The 15,900-nt window shown below is 53.2% G+C and carries 16 protein-coding genes; 2 read left to right on the top strand and 14 right to left on the bottom strand.

Annotated elements, in window-relative coordinates; translation table 11 throughout:
- Window positions 1-39: 39 nt before the first annotated feature.
- The 3 genes from DFER_RS06210 to DFER_RS06200 all read right to left on the bottom strand — a co-directional run bounded on the left by DFER_RS06210 (window position 40) and on the right by DFER_RS06200 (window position 3,755).
- Window positions 40-669 carry a hypothetical protein gene (locus tag DFER_RS06210; protein ID WP_041734770.1) on the bottom strand — a complete coding sequence of 210 codons (630 nt, stop codon included), beginning with the start codon at window positions 667-669 and terminating at the stop codon, window positions 40-42.
- Between the two features lie 155 nt (window positions 670-824).
- Window positions 825-1,343 (bottom strand): DinB family protein, encoded by a 519-nt coding sequence (locus DFER_RS06205; protein ID WP_015810760.1) that lies wholly within the window; start codon window positions 1,341-1,343, stop codon window positions 825-827.
- 105 nt (window positions 1,344-1,448) lie between these two features.
- Complete coding sequence (locus DFER_RS06200) at window positions 1,449-3,755, bottom strand: glycoside hydrolase family 95 protein (protein ID WP_015810759.1); 2,307 nt, start codon at window positions 3,753-3,755, stop codon at window positions 1,449-1,451.
- 183 nt (window positions 3,756-3,938) lie between these two features.
- Here DFER_RS06200 and DFER_RS06195 point away from each other — a divergent pair, with 183 nt between their 5' ends.
- Both DFER_RS06195 and DFER_RS30485 read left to right on the top strand, forming a co-directional pair.
- Window positions 3,939-4,685 carry a GNAT family N-acetyltransferase gene (locus DFER_RS06195; protein WP_015810757.1) on the top strand — a complete coding sequence of 249 codons (747 nt, stop codon included), beginning with the start codon at window positions 3,939-3,941 and terminating at the stop codon, window positions 4,683-4,685.
- Window positions 4,686-4,741: 56 nt separating this feature from the next.
- Window positions 4,742-5,305: a hypothetical protein gene (locus DFER_RS30485; protein WP_015810756.1), complete on the top strand. Its 564-nt coding sequence runs from the start codon at window positions 4,742-4,744 to the stop codon at window positions 5,303-5,305.
- A gap of 64 nt (window positions 5,306-5,369) precedes the next feature.
- Here DFER_RS30485 and DFER_RS06185 read toward each other — a convergent pair whose 3' ends face one another.
- The 11 genes from DFER_RS06185 to DFER_RS06135 all read right to left on the bottom strand — a co-directional run bounded on the left by DFER_RS06185 (window position 5,370) and on the right by DFER_RS06135 (window position 15,785).
- A complete protein-coding gene (locus tag DFER_RS06185) occupies window positions 5,370-6,314 on the bottom strand; it encodes an L-histidine N(alpha)-methyltransferase (RefSeq protein WP_015810755.1) in 945 nt (314 codons plus the stop codon).
- A 10-nt stretch (window positions 6,315-6,324) separates the two neighbouring features.
- Window positions 6,325-7,482: an ergothioneine biosynthesis protein EgtB gene (gene egtB / locus DFER_RS06180; protein ID WP_015810754.1), complete on the bottom strand. Its 1,158-nt coding sequence runs from the start codon at window positions 7,480-7,482 to the stop codon at window positions 6,325-6,327.
- A complete protein-coding gene (locus tag DFER_RS06175; RefSeq protein ID WP_015810753.1) occupies window positions 7,463-9,040 on the bottom strand; it encodes an ABC transporter permease/substrate-binding protein in 1,578 nt (525 codons plus the stop codon). The genes egtB and DFER_RS06175 overlap by 20 nt, the downstream gene beginning before the upstream one ends.
- Window positions 9,040-9,801 carry an ATP-binding cassette domain-containing protein gene (locus DFER_RS06170; RefSeq protein WP_015810752.1) on the bottom strand — a complete coding sequence of 254 codons (762 nt, stop codon included), beginning with the start codon at window positions 9,799-9,801 and terminating at the stop codon, window positions 9,040-9,042. The genes DFER_RS06175 and DFER_RS06170 overlap by 1 nt, the downstream gene beginning before the upstream one ends.
- A 113-nt stretch (window positions 9,802-9,914) precedes the next feature.
- Window positions 9,915-11,297, bottom strand: a complete 1,383-nt coding sequence (locus tag DFER_RS06165) for a mercuric reductase (RefSeq protein WP_015810751.1) — start codon at window positions 11,295-11,297, stop codon at window positions 9,915-9,917.
- Window positions 11,298-11,437: 140 nt separating this feature from the next.
- Complete coding sequence (locus DFER_RS06160; protein WP_015810750.1) at window positions 11,438-12,364, bottom strand: bifunctional riboflavin kinase/FAD synthetase; 927 nt, start codon at window positions 12,362-12,364, stop codon at window positions 11,438-11,440.
- Entirely contained in the window at window positions 12,361-13,095 is a 735-nt protein-coding gene (truB, locus tag DFER_RS06155; protein WP_015810749.1) for a tRNA pseudouridine(55) synthase TruB, read from the bottom strand. The genes DFER_RS06160 and truB overlap by 4 nt, the downstream gene beginning before the upstream one ends.
- A 42-nt stretch (window positions 13,096-13,137) precedes the next feature.
- Window positions 13,138-13,914: an undecaprenyl-diphosphate phosphatase gene (locus DFER_RS06150; protein ID WP_015810748.1), complete on the bottom strand. Its 777-nt coding sequence runs from the start codon at window positions 13,912-13,914 to the stop codon at window positions 13,138-13,140.
- Window positions 13,911-14,126 (bottom strand): DUF3098 domain-containing protein, encoded by a 216-nt coding sequence (locus tag DFER_RS06145; RefSeq protein ID WP_015810747.1) that lies wholly within the window; start codon window positions 14,124-14,126, stop codon window positions 13,911-13,913. The genes DFER_RS06150 and DFER_RS06145 overlap by 4 nt, the downstream gene beginning before the upstream one ends.
- Before the next feature lie 58 nt (window positions 14,127-14,184).
- Entirely contained in the window at window positions 14,185-15,063 is an 879-nt protein-coding gene (locus DFER_RS06140) for a cell division protein FtsX (RefSeq protein WP_015810746.1), read from the bottom strand.
- Between the two features lie 128 nt (window positions 15,064-15,191).
- A complete protein-coding gene (locus DFER_RS06135) occupies window positions 15,192-15,785 on the bottom strand; it encodes a bifunctional nuclease family protein (RefSeq protein ID WP_015810745.1) in 594 nt (197 codons plus the stop codon).
- Window positions 15,786-15,900: the final 115 nt, after the last annotated feature.

Here is a 15,900-nt window from a genome sequence, read left to right as displayed (position 1 = left end):
ATGTAGAAATGAAAAACCCCGGCAGAACCGGGGTGTGTGTTATTTTGGACTTACCCGTTGCGGGGCTGACCTGGGCGCTGCCGCAGGTGCGGGCTGGGTAGTGGTTGCAGGCTGCGTTACAGGCGCCTGTGTGGCGCTTTGAGCGGGTTGTGAAACCGCCTCGCCGGTTGTCACAGGCGCGGTGGTGGCAGGGGCTGGCTCCGTGCCGGGGGTGTACGTGCCGCCCGCAGGAACCTGCTGCACCCGGATCGTTTGCTGTACCTGTTCGGTCGTCACGGTGCGCTGTTGCGTTTCGCCATCCGGAGCGAACCGTTCGGTCATCACCCGCTGATCCTGCGACGTGGTCACCTTGGGCACCATACCCGACTGGGTTGTGGGAGCCGAATAGCTTTCAAAACCCAGGCTTTGTACCTCCGAAGTTTTCTTCACGGGAGCTGGCTGTGCGGGTTGGGGCAATGTTCCCAGTGGCTGTCCCGGCACCTCGGGGGCGATCTGACCGGTTGGTTTTGGTTTGAAAGTCGCCGTTTGAGCACCCTGCCCGGCTTGTGCACCCGTGTAAGCTTTGGGGACCTGCCCGGTGGGTGACGGCTGCCGGACCTGCGCATTCGCTTCACCGAATGCAGCCAGGAGGCCTGTTAAGGCAATGGTAGTCAGAATTTTCGTTTTCATGTGCGGCATAGTCATTGTAACAAATGTTCAAGCACACGAAGGTACTCACTAAAACCATTCCACAAAAATCTATAACAATTCCGCGCGGGAGAATGAGGCCTTCCGGAAAGTCCCTGTCTCCCGCGCGGGTTGTTTTTCGTTGGCGCTAATGCAAACTATTGGCGATCCCAGAAAGCCGGTGGCTCCACGCCCAGGGCGCGCAGGTACACGTAGCCTTGCGCACGGTGGTGAATTTCATTGTCGATCAGGTACTGGACTGTTCCGACGATCTTGTCTTCATACATGCCAAAGGCAGCTTCTACTTCCTGGAAGCGTTGTGGCGGGATTTGCGGCCACACGTTGTTGATGTATTCCGTAATAAGGTCCCACAGGTTGAGCACTTCGGGTTTGGTGGCCGGGGCGGGCGTCGAGTAGTCGAGTACCGGCTCGCTGAAAGTCCAGTCGCCGAATGCGATACCGCGGATGCCGGGAGCCGCCAGACCGATCATTTCCATCGTAAGCTCGGCGTAAGTACGCATGCCGCCGATCGAAAAAGTATAAAACTGATCCTCAGGAAATGCCTCAATAACCTTCCGGCTGAGCCTGCGGTGGCCTTGCCAATGTTCCAGTAATGCATCGGCGCTGATAATGTACGTGGTGGCTGTGATCTCCTGTGCGGTGTTGTTAGTTTCCATGTCAAAGGTTTTTATAGTTTATTGTTTGATTACATTGCAAACTAAACATCGCCCAGTGACAGCAGTATGTCAGCAGCATTCCGGGACCTCTCAAAAAAATCAATTTTATTTCAAAACCTTCAAATCCGGCCCGAAACGATAGGTTTTACCTTTCTCCGTCGGGATGGAAATTACCTGGGCTCCGTAGCGCACCTTGCATTCGTTGCCGGCCTTGGATCGGATGCTCAGCCCGGTGAGCTTGCCGTTTTTCCAATCCATGTCCATCTCGAAGCCTCCCCGTGCGCACAATCCGCTCACTCGGCCGTCGGGCAATGCCTTGGGCAATGCGGGCAGGAGGTTGATCTCGCCCAGATGGCTCTGCACCAGCGTTTCGAGAATGCCTGATGCACCGCCGAAATTCCCATCGATCTGGAATGGCGGGTGAGCGTCGAAGAGGTTGGGGTAGGAGCCGCCGCCGCTCATTTTACGGCCGGATTCAAACACGGGGTTGAAAAGCTTGCGGATCATCGTGTAGGCATGCTCGCCGTCCAGAAACCGTGCCCAGTAATTGATTTTCCAGGCCAGGCTCCATCCGGTGCCGTCGTCGCCGCGGTATTCAAGGGATTTGATGGCGGCTTTCAGCAGGTCGGGCGTGCCGGTGGGTGTGATTTCTTCGCCCGGGTACACGCCCCACAAATGCGACACGTGGCGGTGATGGTTCGTAGTGTCGTCGATGTCCGTCATCCATTCCTGCAACTGACCGTGGCGGCCAATCTGGTTCGGGGCGATTTGTTTGGCGGTTTCGGTAAGTTTTTGGGCAAATACGGCATCGGTTTTCAAAATGCCGGCCGTCTCGGCGCAAGCCTTGAACAACGCCCGGATGATCTGGTGGTCCATCGTCGGGCCGGCCACCAGGCCGCCGTTTTCCGGCGAATTGGACGGCGAGCTCACCAGGTGTCCGGTTTTCGGGTCTTTCACGAGAAAGTCGAGGAAAAACTGCGCTGCGCCTTTCATGAGCGGGTAGGCGGTGTTTTGAAGAAATGCCTTATCCTCCGTAAACCGGTAATGCTCCCACAAATGCAGGCTCAGCCAGGCACCGCCCGTCACCCAAATGCCGTGGTTGGACGCATTGATCGGCGCCGCACCACGCCACACGTCGGTATTGTGGTGTAAAACCCAGCCGTTTGCATTATAATGTTCTTTGGCCACTTCGGCACCGGTTTCGGAAACCTCTTTTACCATTTGAAACAAAGGCTGATGGCATTCGCTGAGGTTGGTAAGCTCCGCGGGCCAGTAGTTCATTTCGGTATTGATATTGACGGTGTACTTACTATCCCACGACGGATTGAGCTTATGGTTCCATTTGCCCTGCAAGTTGGCCGGATGCGTTCCCGGACGGCTGCTCGTAATGAGCAGGTAGCGTGCAAACTGTACATATAATGCAAGCAATGCCGGATCATCCGGATTGTGTTTGAATTGGCTCAGGCGCTGGTCGGTAGGAAGTGCCGAGCCTTTGCTGGCAGGCAAATCCAGGGCGAAACGGTTGAAGAGTTTCTGATAATCAGCCAAATGACCGCTGGCGGCCTTCTTGTAATCGTCCGGTGCGTTTTGCAATGCGGCCGTTACCTTGGCGCGCGGATCTCCGTTTACATTTTTGTAATTGATATAGTTCGTCGCTGCCGAGAGCACAATTGTCGCCGAGGTGGCGCCGGTAACTTCTATTTTTCCGTCGGCTGTTTTCAATTTTCCGTCGGTTAGTAATTTCAATCGGGCCAGCCCGTGGAGCGCCCCGTTTTCGACCTGAACTTCCAGCTCGATGGTGTTTTTCTCGGCATTCACTTTCGGTTTCGCGTGTATGGTCGACATGCGCACGGTGAAATCCAGCTTACTTTTTTGGGAACTGTTGATATGATAGTAGATCGCCTTGGCCGGATAACTCGCAAATGCTTCGCGCGTGTAGCGCACGCCGCCGGACTCGTAGCTGCTTTTTACAGTGGCCGCACGGAGGTCGAGTTCACGGTGATATGCGCGATGCTGAACATGGCCGGGAAAATCTAAATACACATCACCAAAAGCCTGATAAGCCATTTGCCGCATGGGCTGGCTCATGAATTGCTCGTTGGCCAGCGCTTCTGCTTCTTTCTGTTTGCCCTCGTTCAGCAGCCGGCGGATCTGTTCCAGGTATGCCGATGCGCCCTTGTGCGCGTAGCTTCTCGGTTCGCCCGTCCACAGCGTTTCTTCGTTAAACTGGATCTGCTCCGTTTCTACGCCTCCGAAAATCATCGCCGCCAATGCGCCGTTTCCGATGGGGAGCGCCTCTTCCCATTGCCGGGCAGGCTGCTCGTACCAGAGCGTCAACGGGCCCGGGGCCTGTGCGTGGCATTTAAAAATCATGAGTGCAAATAAGGTAACGGTCTGAATAATAGGCTTCATGCCGGTTTCAATTATGTTGGTGGATAATGCAGGCACAAAAAAGCACCTGAATGCTGCCTTGCTGACGGGATTTCGGCCGTATTCCCCGTACAAAAAAGGTGTGGTAACGCGCCGTTTTTTCCTGCAACGCAAGTAGTTTTTTTCAACCCATTATACTACCTTATTAGCCTGTTCCATCACACTATGCAAGTCGACATTACTAAAACCTCACTGGACGAAATCAGGGATTTTCGCACGATGTTCCTGCATGAAAACCATTTTCAGTTCGTCTGCAACAAGTGCCACGACTACGGCTGGGCCGACACCTGGCTGTTCAGGACCGGGAATGTCCGGATCGGCTACGGTGCCGTTTGGGGAACCGATCGGCGCCAGGACCGCGACACGATTTTCGAATTCTACCTGCTTCCGCCGTTCCGGAAATATGCCAGCACGGTTTTCGAAGCATTCCAGCAGGCATGCAAGGCGATATGGATCGAGGCGCAGAGCAACGACGTCATGCTATCGACAATGCTGCACCGTTTCTGCGAGCATTCATTCGCGGAAGCCATTCTGTTCGAAGACCAGTTCCAAACCGCATTCGAAATTCCCGGCGCGATATTCCGCAAGCGCTCCGAACACGACCCGATGGATGGCGACGACAGCGATTATGTGATCGATATGGACGGCGAAATCGTGGCGAGCGGCGGGCTGATGCTGAATTACAACATTCCTTATGCCGACATTTACATGCAAACCAAGGAGCAGTACCGCGAGCGCGGCTTTGCGACCTACATTGTGCAGGAACTGAAACGGACGGCGTACAAAATGGGGCGCGTGCCGGCGGCCCGCTGCAATATCGGCAACCGCATTTCGCAGGCCACCCTCGAAAAGGCGGGGTTCCGGGTGTGCGGGTTCCGGCTCAAAGGCGCTATCCGTGTGGTGGAGGACTAGTTAGCGATCGGCACGCTTTTTGAAGTTAATGGGTTTCAAATCAAACAACTGAAACCATGGCTACTACAAAAAGCAACACCAAAGACGCCCCTTCTAAAACGAAATCGGCAGGCGCTTCGGAAAAGAGCGCGTCTGCGAAAACCACGGCCACCAAGGCTGCTACCAAGAGCACTGCAAAATCAACAGCCTCAAAATCAGACACCAAAACTGCGGACTCGAAATCCGGCGCAAAATCCACAGGGACGAAAGCGACGGCGGCCAAATCCACAACGACCAAATCGACATCGACCAAGTCCACAGCCTCCAAATCAGACGGCACTAAAAAAGCATCCGGCAGCTCCAAATCCAACACATCGACCCGCGACCATGAGACGATCCGGGCGTGGGTGGAGAAGCGCGGCGGTGTGCCTTCGGTAGTGAAGGGCACCGCAAAGAAAAAGGATGGCGGCGGCATCCTGCGAATCGATTTTCCGGGGTACAGCGGTGAAGATTCGTTGGAGGAAATCAGCTGGGAAGAGTTTTTCCAGAAGTTCGACGAGAGCAAGCTGGAATTTTTGTACCAGGAAACAACCGCCGACGGCAAGGAAAGCCGCTTCAATAAATTTGTATCGAGCAACTAATGCCTTGGTATAAAACAATGCATTCAGAAAAATCGGCCGGGCTTCAAAAAGTCCCGGCCGATTTTTATAATGTCCACAAGCTATCGGTAAAATAAGCCTTGCAATCCTGGAAATGCTCCACGACGCGGAAGCCGTTGGCCTCCGCAATTTTCTCAATGCCCGTGAGCGTGTATTTTTGGGATAACTCGGTCCATATCAATTCATTCCGTTCAAAATCGTAGCATTTGTCCGTGTGCCGGATGTGTACTTTTTGCGGCACAAGGCTCACCAGGTAGCTCCTTACTTCGCCATTTACAGGGTTATAATGTGAGTAAAAATCGAACTGATTGGTTTTGAAAGTTCCGCCCAGCTCGCGGTTGATCCGGTGCAACAGGTTGATGTTGAATGCTTTGGTAATGCCTTTCGGGTCGTCGTATGCGCAGCGGACGGTGGCGGGGTTTTTCTGCAAGTCGAACCCGGTGAGCAGGTAATCGCCCGGATTCATGCATTTGCGGAAATCGGTGAGGAGGCTCGTGACCTCATGCGCTTCGTAGTTGCCGATGTTGCCGCCGAGAAAAAGCAGCAGGCTCGGAACGCCCGACGCGGCCAGCTCTTCCATCATCGAAAAGTAATTCCCGATCATCGGCCGGATTTTCAACCCAGGCAAATGGCCGAGCATATTGCCCGTCAGTTCCTCGATCGCCTTCGCGGAAATGTCGATGGGGACGTAAGTGAAATCCACTTGCCGCTCGATGAGCTTTTTCAGCAGCTGGCGCGTTTTAATGCCGTCGCCGGCACCAAATTCCACGATCTGGAACGGCCTGTCGAATGCCAGTTTTTGAATGATATTATCACCTTGCAGCGATAAAATCTCGAATTCGCAAGGGGTAGGGTAGTATTCCGGCATTTTCATAATGTCCTGGAAAATGCCGCTACCGATGTCGTCGTAAAAGTATTTGCTCGAAATGTGTTTCCGGGGCGCCGACAGTCCTTTGTGGATGTCGCGGGCAAAAGTTTGTAACTCTGTCATGATCCATTGTTTATTGCGCGAGGCGGATACCTGTGTATTGCCAGCGCTCGTGTGTGTGAAAAAAATTGCGGTATGTTTTGCGGGCGTGCCCCGGCGAGGTCGCTACGGACGCGCCGCGGAGCACCATCTGGTTCACCATAAACTTGCCATTGTACTCGCCCACGGCGCCCGGCGCTTTCGAGAATCCAGGATAGGGCAGGTAGGCGCTGTTGGTCCATTCCCACCGCTGGCCCCAGTCGAGGTTAGCGGCGGCAATTTCCCATTCAAATTCGGTCGGTAGTCGCATGCCTTTCCACTGAGCAAATGCAGCGGCTTCGAAATAGCTGACATGGCTCAGAATGGCGTCGGGATCGACTTTTCGCAACCCGTTTAATGTAAAGTAATGCCATTCGCCGCCGATCCGGTGCCAGTACATTGGTGCTGAAATGTGGTTTTCATTTACCCAAGACCAGCCTTCATCCAGCCAAAGGTTGAAATCCTGATAACCCCCGGCTTCCATAAATGCGAGGTATTCTTTATTGGTGACGAGTCCTTTCGCGATTTCGAATTCGTGCAGGTATACCTTGTGCCGGCCGAGTTCGTTGTCGAAGCAGAAACCTTCGCCCTGGTGCCCGATGTCGTAGATGCCCTCAGGAATGGTTAAAAAGCCGGTTTCGGTATTGCGGCCGCTCACCATATTCTGGCCTTCGCGGTAAACGGGGAAGAGCGGGTTGTGGCCGAGAATGTATTTGATGTCGGTCACGAGCAGTTCCTGGTGCTGTTGCTCGTGGTGCAGCCCGAGTTCGACCAATGCCAGGATGTCCGGATCGGTGAGATCTTCGAGAAATGCGTCCATTTGCTCATCCACATATTGGCGGTAGGCGTACACGGCCTTGGTGGTCGGGCGTGTCACGTTCCCGCGATCGGTGCGGAGGCTGCGCTCGCCTACATTATTATAGTAGCTGTTGAACAAATAGTTGAAATCGGGATCGTACATCCGATAGCCGGGTACATTGGGTTTGAGGATGAAGGTTTCAAAAAACCAGGTGGAATGCGCGAGGTGCCATTTCGGCGGGCTCACAAATGCGACCGGCTGCGGCACGTAATCTTCCGTTTCGAGCGGCTCGCAAATGTATTCCGTGTGTTTTCTGACATTGTGAAATGCTTCCCTAATGCCGGTGGTTTCCATTAGTTGCATAGTTTTTTAGGTCGGTGATGGATTGGATGTTCAAGGATTGTGCCTGCGCGCGGCGCATCATCAGCGCGTAGGCATTATTAAAGCCGATCGGCCGCAGCCATTGCAGCCGGTACCGTTCCAGAAATTCGTTTTTGACATACTCATAAACCTCCTCCCGGTCGCCGCCAAGGCTTTTCAGTTGCGCCCGGCCTGGTTTCAGGATGGCCAGCAGGCCGGTTCCGGTGTATTCGGGGTACATATCGATTTCGCCATTACTCAATGCGTCGAAGCAGATTTTGGTGCCGCCCAGGCCGGTTTTCGTAGCCGCTTTGAGCTCGGTATTCCCCTCGATCAGCTCTTTGTACATTTGTATTAAAATATATTGCTCCGCAAAAATCTTGGAACCGAGGCGAATTGTCCCCTTGTTGCCGTTCCGCGGCGGTTGGTAAAGATCTTTGGACACCAGGAAATCGTGCGCCACACGTTCCGGCGCTTGTTTCAGGTAATCCACCCGGTAATTCAGCTCCGTCATGACCGAGTCATTGATATAGCCTGATAATTGTTCCAGAACCGGCTGCAATTCAGGGTATTGACTTAAAACCTCCTGCCGCACGACCGGCGCCGCATAGTAAGGCGGAAAAATGTGCTGATCGTCGTCGAGCGTCATCAGGTCGAATGCTTTAAGCCGGCCATCGGTGCTATACCCGCTGATAACGTCGAGCTTTTGTTCAAATGCGGCCTTATACATCACCGCGTCGCTGATCACGACCGTCGGGATATCGAGGCCGTATCTGGATTTCAAACCTAGATAACCATCCTCGCGGCCCATAAATTCCGGCGTGAAGCCGGCAAGCAGGTTACCTTTTGTATAGGGGATGAGGTAAAAAGAGGAAAGCAGCAGCAATAATACAGGCAGCACGACGGACACTTTGCGCATTTTCTTCAAGCGCATCTTTTGAAGTAATGACAACAAAAAGTCCAGCAGAATGGCCAGCAATGCTGCCGGAATGGCCCCGGCGAGGATCATTTGCGTGTTGTTCAATGCAATGCCGCCGAAAATAAACTCGCCCAAGCCGCCCGCCGCGATGTATGCCGCCAACGTCGCCACGCCTACATTGATGACCGTGGCCGTGCGGATACCCGCCAGGATTACTGGCATCGCCAGCGGCAGTTCCACGCCCGTCAGTATCTGCCAGGCGCTCATGCCCATACCCCGCGCCGATTCGGTAATGGCCGGGTCGACGCCCGTAATGCCCGTGTAAGTATTGCGGATAATGGGCAGTAATGCATACAAAAACAAGGCCGTAATCGCAGGCAATGCGCCTATGCCCAGCAGCGGGATCATAAAACCGAGCAATGCAATGCTGGGGATCGTTTGCAGAATGCCCGCCACGCCGAGTACCAGCCAGGCGGCCTTCTGCCGCCGTGCGATCCAGATGCCGAGCGGTAAGCCAATGGCAATGGCGATGAGCAGCGAAATGCACGTGAGGCCGATGTGGGCCAGGGTTTGGCTCCACAGCTTGCCCGATTGCTGCGCCATAAAGGCCCATAAGGTTTGCTGCTCCTCCATTATTCCTGTGCTTTGATGCGTTCGTAAATACGGGAAATATCGGCCACCTGCTGGCCGATGAATGCGTGTACAAACTCATTCACAGGCCGGAGCAGCAGGTCGCCCGGCGTGCCTTGCTGCACAACGCGGCCCTTGTCCATCAGGCAAATATGGTCGCCCATTTGCAGCGCTTCCTGCACGTCGTGGGTGACGAGGACGATGGTTGTCTGCTGTAATGCCGGAAGTTCGGCAAAATCCTTCCGGACGCTGGTGCGTGTCACCGGATCGAGTGCGCCGAAAGGCTCGTCGAGGAGCAGGACGGGCGGATTGGCAATGAGCGCGCGGGCAATGGCCACACGCTGCTGCTGGCCGCCGCTCAGCTCGGCGGGATATTTACCGGTGAAATGCGCAGGCAGTTTCAGCTGTTCGAGCCAGCGTGCAGTATGCTCCTGAATGTGGCCCGACTGCCAGTTGAGCAGCCTGGGCACCACTGCAATGTTCTCTGCAACAGTATAATGCGGGAACAGGCCATTGTTTTGCGACACATAGCCGATTGACCGGCGCAGTATCTCCGGCTTTTCTTCGGTGATGTTTTTTCCACCAATTTCAATCCGGCCGGAAGTAGCTTCGATCAGCCGGTTGAGCATTTTGAGCGTCGTCGTCTTGCCGCAGCCGCTGGTGCCCAGCAACACCATCGTTTCACCCTCGCCGACCCGGAAGGAAACATCTGTAACGGCTTCTACACCATCGAAATGTTTACTGATTTGGTCGGCAATGATCATAATGGTCGCTGGCAGGTACGTGGTTCAGGACTGCGCTAGGCAGTTTGCATGTTTCTTTTCTACGTAAATCAGCCGGAAAACGATCCATTTTCCGGCGAAAAAAGCAAATGCGGCTATCCTTCGAGCGACATGAACAGGTTGTTCAGCGACTCCGAGTACGTCGGGTGCGCGAATATGCCGTTCATGAGGCGGTCGTAGGTAATATTGCCGATCATGGCCATTTGCAGGACCGTGATCACTTCTCCGCCTTCTTCGGCCAGCACCGCGGCGCCCAGGATCTGCCCTGTTTTCGCATCCACAATGGCTTTCATCATGCCGCGTTCGTCCCCGGTTTCAATGGAACGCGCAACGCTGTCGTTTTTCAGGACAGCCACTTTGATGTCAATCCCTTTTTCGCGTGCCTGCTGTTCGGTCATGCCCACTCGCCCGAGCTGCGGATCTGTGAAAATGCAATATGGGATCAGGCGGTCGGCGATGCTGATTTGCTTTTTCTCAACCACCTTTTGGATGATCAACCGGTAATCGTCGTACGAAACATGCGTGAATGCGGGGCCGCCTTTGACGTCGCCCAATGCATAAATGCCCTCTGCCGAGGTTTCGAGCTGGTCGTTTACTTTGATATACCCTTTTTCATCTGCTTCCACACCGGCCGTTTCCAGGCCGAATTCGCGGAGCTGCGGCTTGCGCCCGGCCGCCACGAGCACATGCGTACACGACCGCTGACTTTTCCGGCCATTTGTTTCGAGTGTCACACTTATAATATGCCCGTTTTTTGAAAAGCCCGTGGCCTCGGTGTTCGTGAGTATTTCAATGCTTTCCTGGGCGAGAATTTTGGCGATTTCCTCGGTAATGTCTTTGTCCTCCTTCTTCAAAATCCGCTCCGAGCGCTCGATGAGCGTTACTTTGCTGCCGAACCGTGCGAACATCTGGCCGAATTCCAATGCAATGTACCCGCTGCCGAGGATCAGCAAATGCTCTGGAATCTCATCCAGCTGCATGATGGTGGTGGAAGTGAGGTAGGGGATGGTTTGAATGCCTTCGATGTCGGGAATGACGGGCTGGACACCGTTGTTGAGGAAGAATTTATCGGCGATGAGTGTCTCGCTGCTGCCGTCTGTTAGTGTAACGGTTATCTCCTTTCGACCGCTAAAACGTGCCGTGCCGTAAATAAGATCGAGGCCGGCGGTTTCGCGGATGCGCTTTTCGGAATTGTCGCGCATCATTTGCACAATGCGGTTTTTGCGCTCGATGATGTCTTCGAAATCGATGGTAATGCCGCCCACGCTCACGCCGAGGGCCTCGTTGTGCCTTGCCGACCAGGCGGCTTTGGCGGAGGCGATCATAGCCTTGGTAGGGGAGCAGCCGCCGTTGACGCAGGTCCCGCCGACCCATCTTTTTTCAATTAATGCAGTTTTTAAACCCGATTCAGCCAGTTTGCGGCAAAGCGGCGTGCCGGCTTGCCCTGCGCCGATTACAATAGCGTCGTAATGTCTCATAAAAGGAAAGGATTGTTGCCGAAGTCCGTGTTAAAAGCAGGGATGACCCCGGTTTTACGTATAGACATAATAAAAGCGTGCCGGGTCGGGCACGCTTTCATTCAAAATGTGTTTTGGAGCAGTTAAATCGCCACGTATGGTTAGCCAAAATAGGCGAGCGCGTTTTCCTGATCGATTTTGATCTGCCTTACGAGCATATCGAGCCCGTCGAATTTCTGCTCGGGGCGGAGGTAATGCAGCAGTTCCAGTTGAAGGTCTTCGCCGTAAATCTCTTTGTCAAAGTCGAATAGATGCGCTTCGATCGTACGCACCGTACCGTCCACGGTGGGGCGCACGCCGATGTTGAGCATTCCCTTGAAGCGCTGGCCCTGGTGAATGGCGTTGATCACGTACACACCATTCATCGGAATGAGTTTGTACGCCTCGTGCACATACAGGTTGGCTGTCGGGAAGCCGATCGTGCGGCCGAGTTGTTTCCCTTTCACCACAGTTCCCGACAGGGCGTAGTTCCGGCCCAACAGTTCGTTTGCTTCGTGGATATGCCCGGTAATCAGCGCTTTGCGGATGCGCGACGAGCTGATGGCCGTGTGTTCAATGTCCTCTCTCGGTATTTCTTCCACTTCAAAGCCATATTCCGAGCAGTTCTTTTGCAGAAACTCAAAGCTCCCCTCGCGGTTACGGCCAAAACGGTGGTCGTAACCGATTACCAGCTTTTTCGTGCCGATCTTTTGAACGAGAATTTCTTTGATAAATTCTTCCGAAGTCAGTTCCGAAAACGAGCGGGTAAAGGGAACAATGGCGAGGTGGTGAATGCCCAGTTTGGAAAACAGTTCGATTTTTTCCTCGATTGTGGAAAGCAATTGCAGGTCCTGGCTATCCTCCGACACCACCGTGCGCGGGTGCGGCCAGAAGGTCAGCACCACCGATTCGCCGCCCGATTGCTCGGTAATTTCTTTTAAACGGGCCAGTATTTTCTGATGTCCCAGATGCACCCCGTCGAAAGTGCCGCTGGTTACGACGCCATATTCCAGTTTTTCAAAGGAATCCAGGCTATGATAAATGTTCATTCGTCAACTTCCAAATTCAACGCTACTCTTTTCTGATGGATGAAAGCGGTGAGCTCCCAGGCATCTTTCAGTTCAAAATCGCCGATCCTGGTGCGGCAGAGCTTGCTCATGTAAGCCCCGCTGCCGGCCAGCACACCGAAATCGCGAACCATACTGCGAATATAAGTACCTTTTGAACAAATGATCCTAAAATCAATGGAAGGAAAGTGGGTAGCGTCGATTTCGAACAGTTTGATTTCCACCGCCCGCTTCTTGATCTCCGCCTCCTCGCCGCGTCGCGCGAGCTTGTACGCACGCACGCCGTCGATTTTAATGGCCGAAAATAGCGGCGGGACCTGCTCAATGTGGCCGGTGAGCTGCTGTCTCGCATTTTCGAGCACCTCCGGCGTAATGTGGTCGGTGGGATATTCGGCGTCGAAGTCGCTTTCCAGGTCGATCGAAGGCGTCGTTTTGCCCAATACCAGCGTGCCGGTGTATTCTTTTTCCTGCGCCTGGAAGTTGTCGATCTGCTTGGTTTTTTTACCCGTACAAAGGATGAGCAAGCCGGTAGCGAGCGGGTCCAAGGTGCCGGCGTGACCGATTTTCTTGAATTTGCAGGCCCGTTTCAGCTTATTGGCCACGTCGAACGAAGTCCATGTCAAGGGTTTGTCGATCAGAATGACCTCACCTTCGTCCGGTATGTTTTCTTCTTGTTTCAAATCAGGGGAGATTAATGGCGATCGGCCGACCATTCTGCATGGTCGGCCGATCGCTTATGGTGAAGCCGAAGGCTTTTAAACAACGTCCAGCTTGTAACCCGATGCCAGCAAACCGAGCAGCACCAGGCCGAGGATAATGCGGTAGTAACCGAAAACCTTGAACCCGTATTTAGTCAAAAAGCTGATAAAGAACTTGATCGCCAGCATTGCCACCACGAACGCGACGGCATTTCCGATGAGCAATGTCTGAATGTCTTCTTTTTGAATGGTATCGTACGTTTTCAACAGCTTGTAACCTCCTGCTGCGGCCATGGTGGGCACGGCGAGGAAGAACGAAAACTCGGCCGCCTGCTTTCTCGACAATCCGTTGAGCATCCCGCCGATAATGGTCGAAGCCGAGCGCGAAACGCCGGGAATCATGGCGATACACTGGAAAAAGCCAATTTTGAATGCGGTAGGGAAGGTGATCACCTTCTCACGGGTATCGTTCGCGATGCGGTCGATAAAAATCAGGACAATACCTCCGAGGAGCAGCGAAATCGCCACTACCCACACGTTTTCCAGCAATGCGTCGATGAAATCGTTCAGCAGAAAGCCGATCACGGCCGCCGGAAGAAATGCTACGAAAAGTTTGAAATAGAAATCGGTGGTTTGGAAAAAACGCTTCCAGTACAGCACAAGGACGGAAAGAATAGCCCCAAACTGGATATTAACCGTGAACATTTTGGTGAATTCCAGATGGCTGATCCCCATGAATGAGGAGGCTATGATCATGTGCCCGGTAGAAGAGACGGGCAAAAACTCGGTAATTCCTTCAACAATTGCTAAAATGATCGCCTGCCAGATACTCATGAATTAGCGGGTTTACGGAGGATCGCCCAAAACTCGATGATGAAGCCCGCAATGGTGATGATCGGGCCGAGGGTGAGGCCGAGGAAGCCAAAGCCAAACTCTTCGCCGTCGAATGTCATGATCAGAAAGCCTGCGAGGATCACCGCGATGCCGACCAGCATCATCACATAATTGGATGATGAAAAGGGTAATTCATTTTTTGAAGCACTCATAACGTTTGTTTATCGGTTACTGTTCTTGAATGTCTGAAAGAGGATAGGCAGGCGGCTGTCAGTACAGATCGTCCAGTGCCATGCGAAGGTAGCGCGCCAGCGACTGGTAAGTGCTCGCCACGCCGATCGCTACGCCGAGGGCCAGTACAGAGGCTACGAGTATCACGATTTTATCGTATTCCTGCAACATCGCCAGGCCTTCCACATTGCGGATGGCCAGTTGCTGCAAGCCGATCAGCAGGAGCGCCGCTACAACACCGCCCACAAGGCCCTGAATGGCCCCGCGCAGCACGTAAGGTCTTTGGATAAAGCCGTTGGTAGCGCCTACGAGCTGCATACTGCGGATCAGGAACCGCTGCGAGTAAATCGCCAGTTTGATCGTATTGTTCACCAGCAAAACAATGATCACGAGCATGATCAGCGCGAAACTCGCTAGTACAATGTATATTTTGGTAACGTTCCGATTGATATTATCGGCCAGATCTTCCTGGTACACCACTTCGTACACGCCCTGGATCTGTTCGAGGTCTTTTTTGATCTGCGCGAGCTTGGCTTCTTCGAAATAGTCCTCCTGGATTTTCACGCGGTAGCTGTCGCGCAGGGGGTTTTCGCCCAGAAAACTTGCGAAATCTTCCTTTGTGCCGTCGATGAATTCCTTGGCGGCTTCTTCCTTGGAAACGAATATAATCGCCTTTGTTTCAGTGGATTTTAATACAAATGGCTTGGCCTGGATAATGTTGAAGACAGAATCCTGCCCCGCTTTGGAAACTTCTTTATTGATGAACACCCGCACTTCGATGTTCTCGCGGATGATGGAAACCAGTTTCTTGGATTGGATGACGAGGAGCCCGCAAAAGCCGATCAGGAACAATGCTGCCGTCAGGCTCATCACGATCATCGCGTTGGGGTAACTCCCGATCTTCTTTTTTTTAGGCATAACAGCGTAGGATTTCGCCTGTCGTTGGTTCGGTTGGGTGAAAACGACTCGGGCAAAAATAAGGATTAAAATTTCAAAACAGCCCTTTCAGGGACAATCCTTAACTATTTTTAACGATAAAGGCAGTATTAGTTCCTTCTTCCCATCTCGTCGCGGATCTTGGCGGCCTTCTCGTAATCTTCTTTCGAAAGGGCGTCGTCGAGCATGCGTTGCAGCTCGTCGTAGCTCAGGTCACGGAGCGAATCTTTGGAACCGGTCGGGCGGATGGTTTCACGAACGGCATCCTCGTCCTCGTCTTCATCCTCGCTCATTGAGCTGGATACGATGCCCGCTTCCGAGAGGATCGTTTCGTAGGTGTAAATCGGTATGTCGAACCGCAGGCCGATCGCGATCGCGTCCGACGGCCGGGCGTCGATCTCCACCTCGCGGAGGTTGTCGGTGCAAACGATCTTGGCGTAGAAAATGCCTTCTTTGAGGTCGGAAATGACGATTTCCTTTAATGTATAATTCATGCCGTCGGCGAACGACTTGAACAGGTCGTGCGTCATCGGGCGGTTGGGAACTATGTTTTCAATCTGGACGGCGATGGCCTGTGCTTCGAATACACCAATGATGATAGGCAGCCTGCGGTTGCCGAGTTCTTCTCCAAGTACCAATGCAAACGAACCGGCTTGGGATTGGCTTGGTGAAAGCCCCAGAATTTCTAACTTGATTTTTTTCACGTTTAAATTAAATGCGCAAATGGTTAACAGTTGTGGTGAATGGTCTTTTGGGCTGCTTCTTGATTTTCAACGAATTAACAAGTAAACCCTTTAAAGTGTTCCTGTTTGAAAAGCG

Source organism: Dyadobacter fermentans DSM 18053 (assembly GCF_000023125.1).
GTDB lineage: Bacteria > Bacteroidota > Bacteroidia > Cytophagales > Spirosomataceae > Dyadobacter > Dyadobacter fermentans.
This window is presented reverse-complemented; position numbering and strand designations above follow the sequence as displayed.

Bases quoted from the DNA above. Each gene is read 5' to 3' on its own strand.
- DFER_RS06210 (WP_041734770.1), bottom strand. From the start codon at position 669: ATGAAAACGAAAATTCTGACTACCATTGCCTTAACAGGCCTCCTGGCT.
- DFER_RS06205 (WP_015810760.1), bottom strand. From the start codon at position 1,343: ATGGAAACTAACAACACCGCACAGGAGATCACAGCCACCACGTACATT.
- DFER_RS06200 (WP_015810759.1), bottom strand. From the start codon at position 3,755: ATGAAGCCTATTATTCAGACCGTTACCTTATTTGCACTCATGATTTTT.
- DFER_RS06195 (WP_015810757.1), top strand. From the start codon at position 3,939: ATGCAAGTCGACATTACTAAAACCTCACTGGACGAAATCAGGGATTTT.
- DFER_RS30485 (WP_015810756.1), top strand. From the start codon at position 4,742: ATGGCTACTACAAAAAGCAACACCAAAGACGCCCCTTCTAAAACGAAA.
- DFER_RS06185 (WP_015810755.1), bottom strand. From the start codon at position 6,314: ATGACAGAGTTACAAACTTTTGCCCGCGACATCCACAAAGGACTGTCG.
- egtB (WP_015810754.1), bottom strand. From the start codon at position 7,482: ATGGAAACCACCGGCATTAGGGAAGCATTTCACAATGTCAGAAAACAC.
- DFER_RS06175 (WP_015810753.1), bottom strand. From the start codon at position 9,040: ATGGAGGAGCAGCAAACCTTATGGGCCTTTATGGCGCAGCAATCGGGC.
- DFER_RS06170 (WP_015810752.1), bottom strand. From the start codon at position 9,801: ATGATCATTGCCGACCAAATCAGTAAACATTTCGATGGTGTAGAAGCC.
- DFER_RS06165 (WP_015810751.1), bottom strand. From the start codon at position 11,297: ATGAGACATTACGACGCTATTGTAATCGGCGCAGGGCAAGCCGGCACG.
- DFER_RS06160 (WP_015810750.1), bottom strand. From the start codon at position 12,364: ATGAACATTTATCATAGCCTGGATTCCTTTGAAAAACTGGAATATGGC.
- truB (WP_015810749.1), bottom strand. From the start codon at position 13,095: ATGGTCGGCCGATCGCCATTAATCTCCCCTGATTTGAAACAAGAAGAA.
- DFER_RS06150 (WP_015810748.1), bottom strand. From the start codon at position 13,914: ATGAGTATCTGGCAGGCGATCATTTTAGCAATTGTTGAAGGAATTACC.
- DFER_RS06145 (WP_015810747.1), bottom strand. From the start codon at position 14,126: ATGAGTGCTTCAAAAAATGAATTACCCTTTTCATCATCCAATTATGTG.
- DFER_RS06140 (WP_015810746.1), bottom strand. From the start codon at position 15,063: ATGCCTAAAAAAAAGAAGATCGGGAGTTACCCCAACGCGATGATCGTG.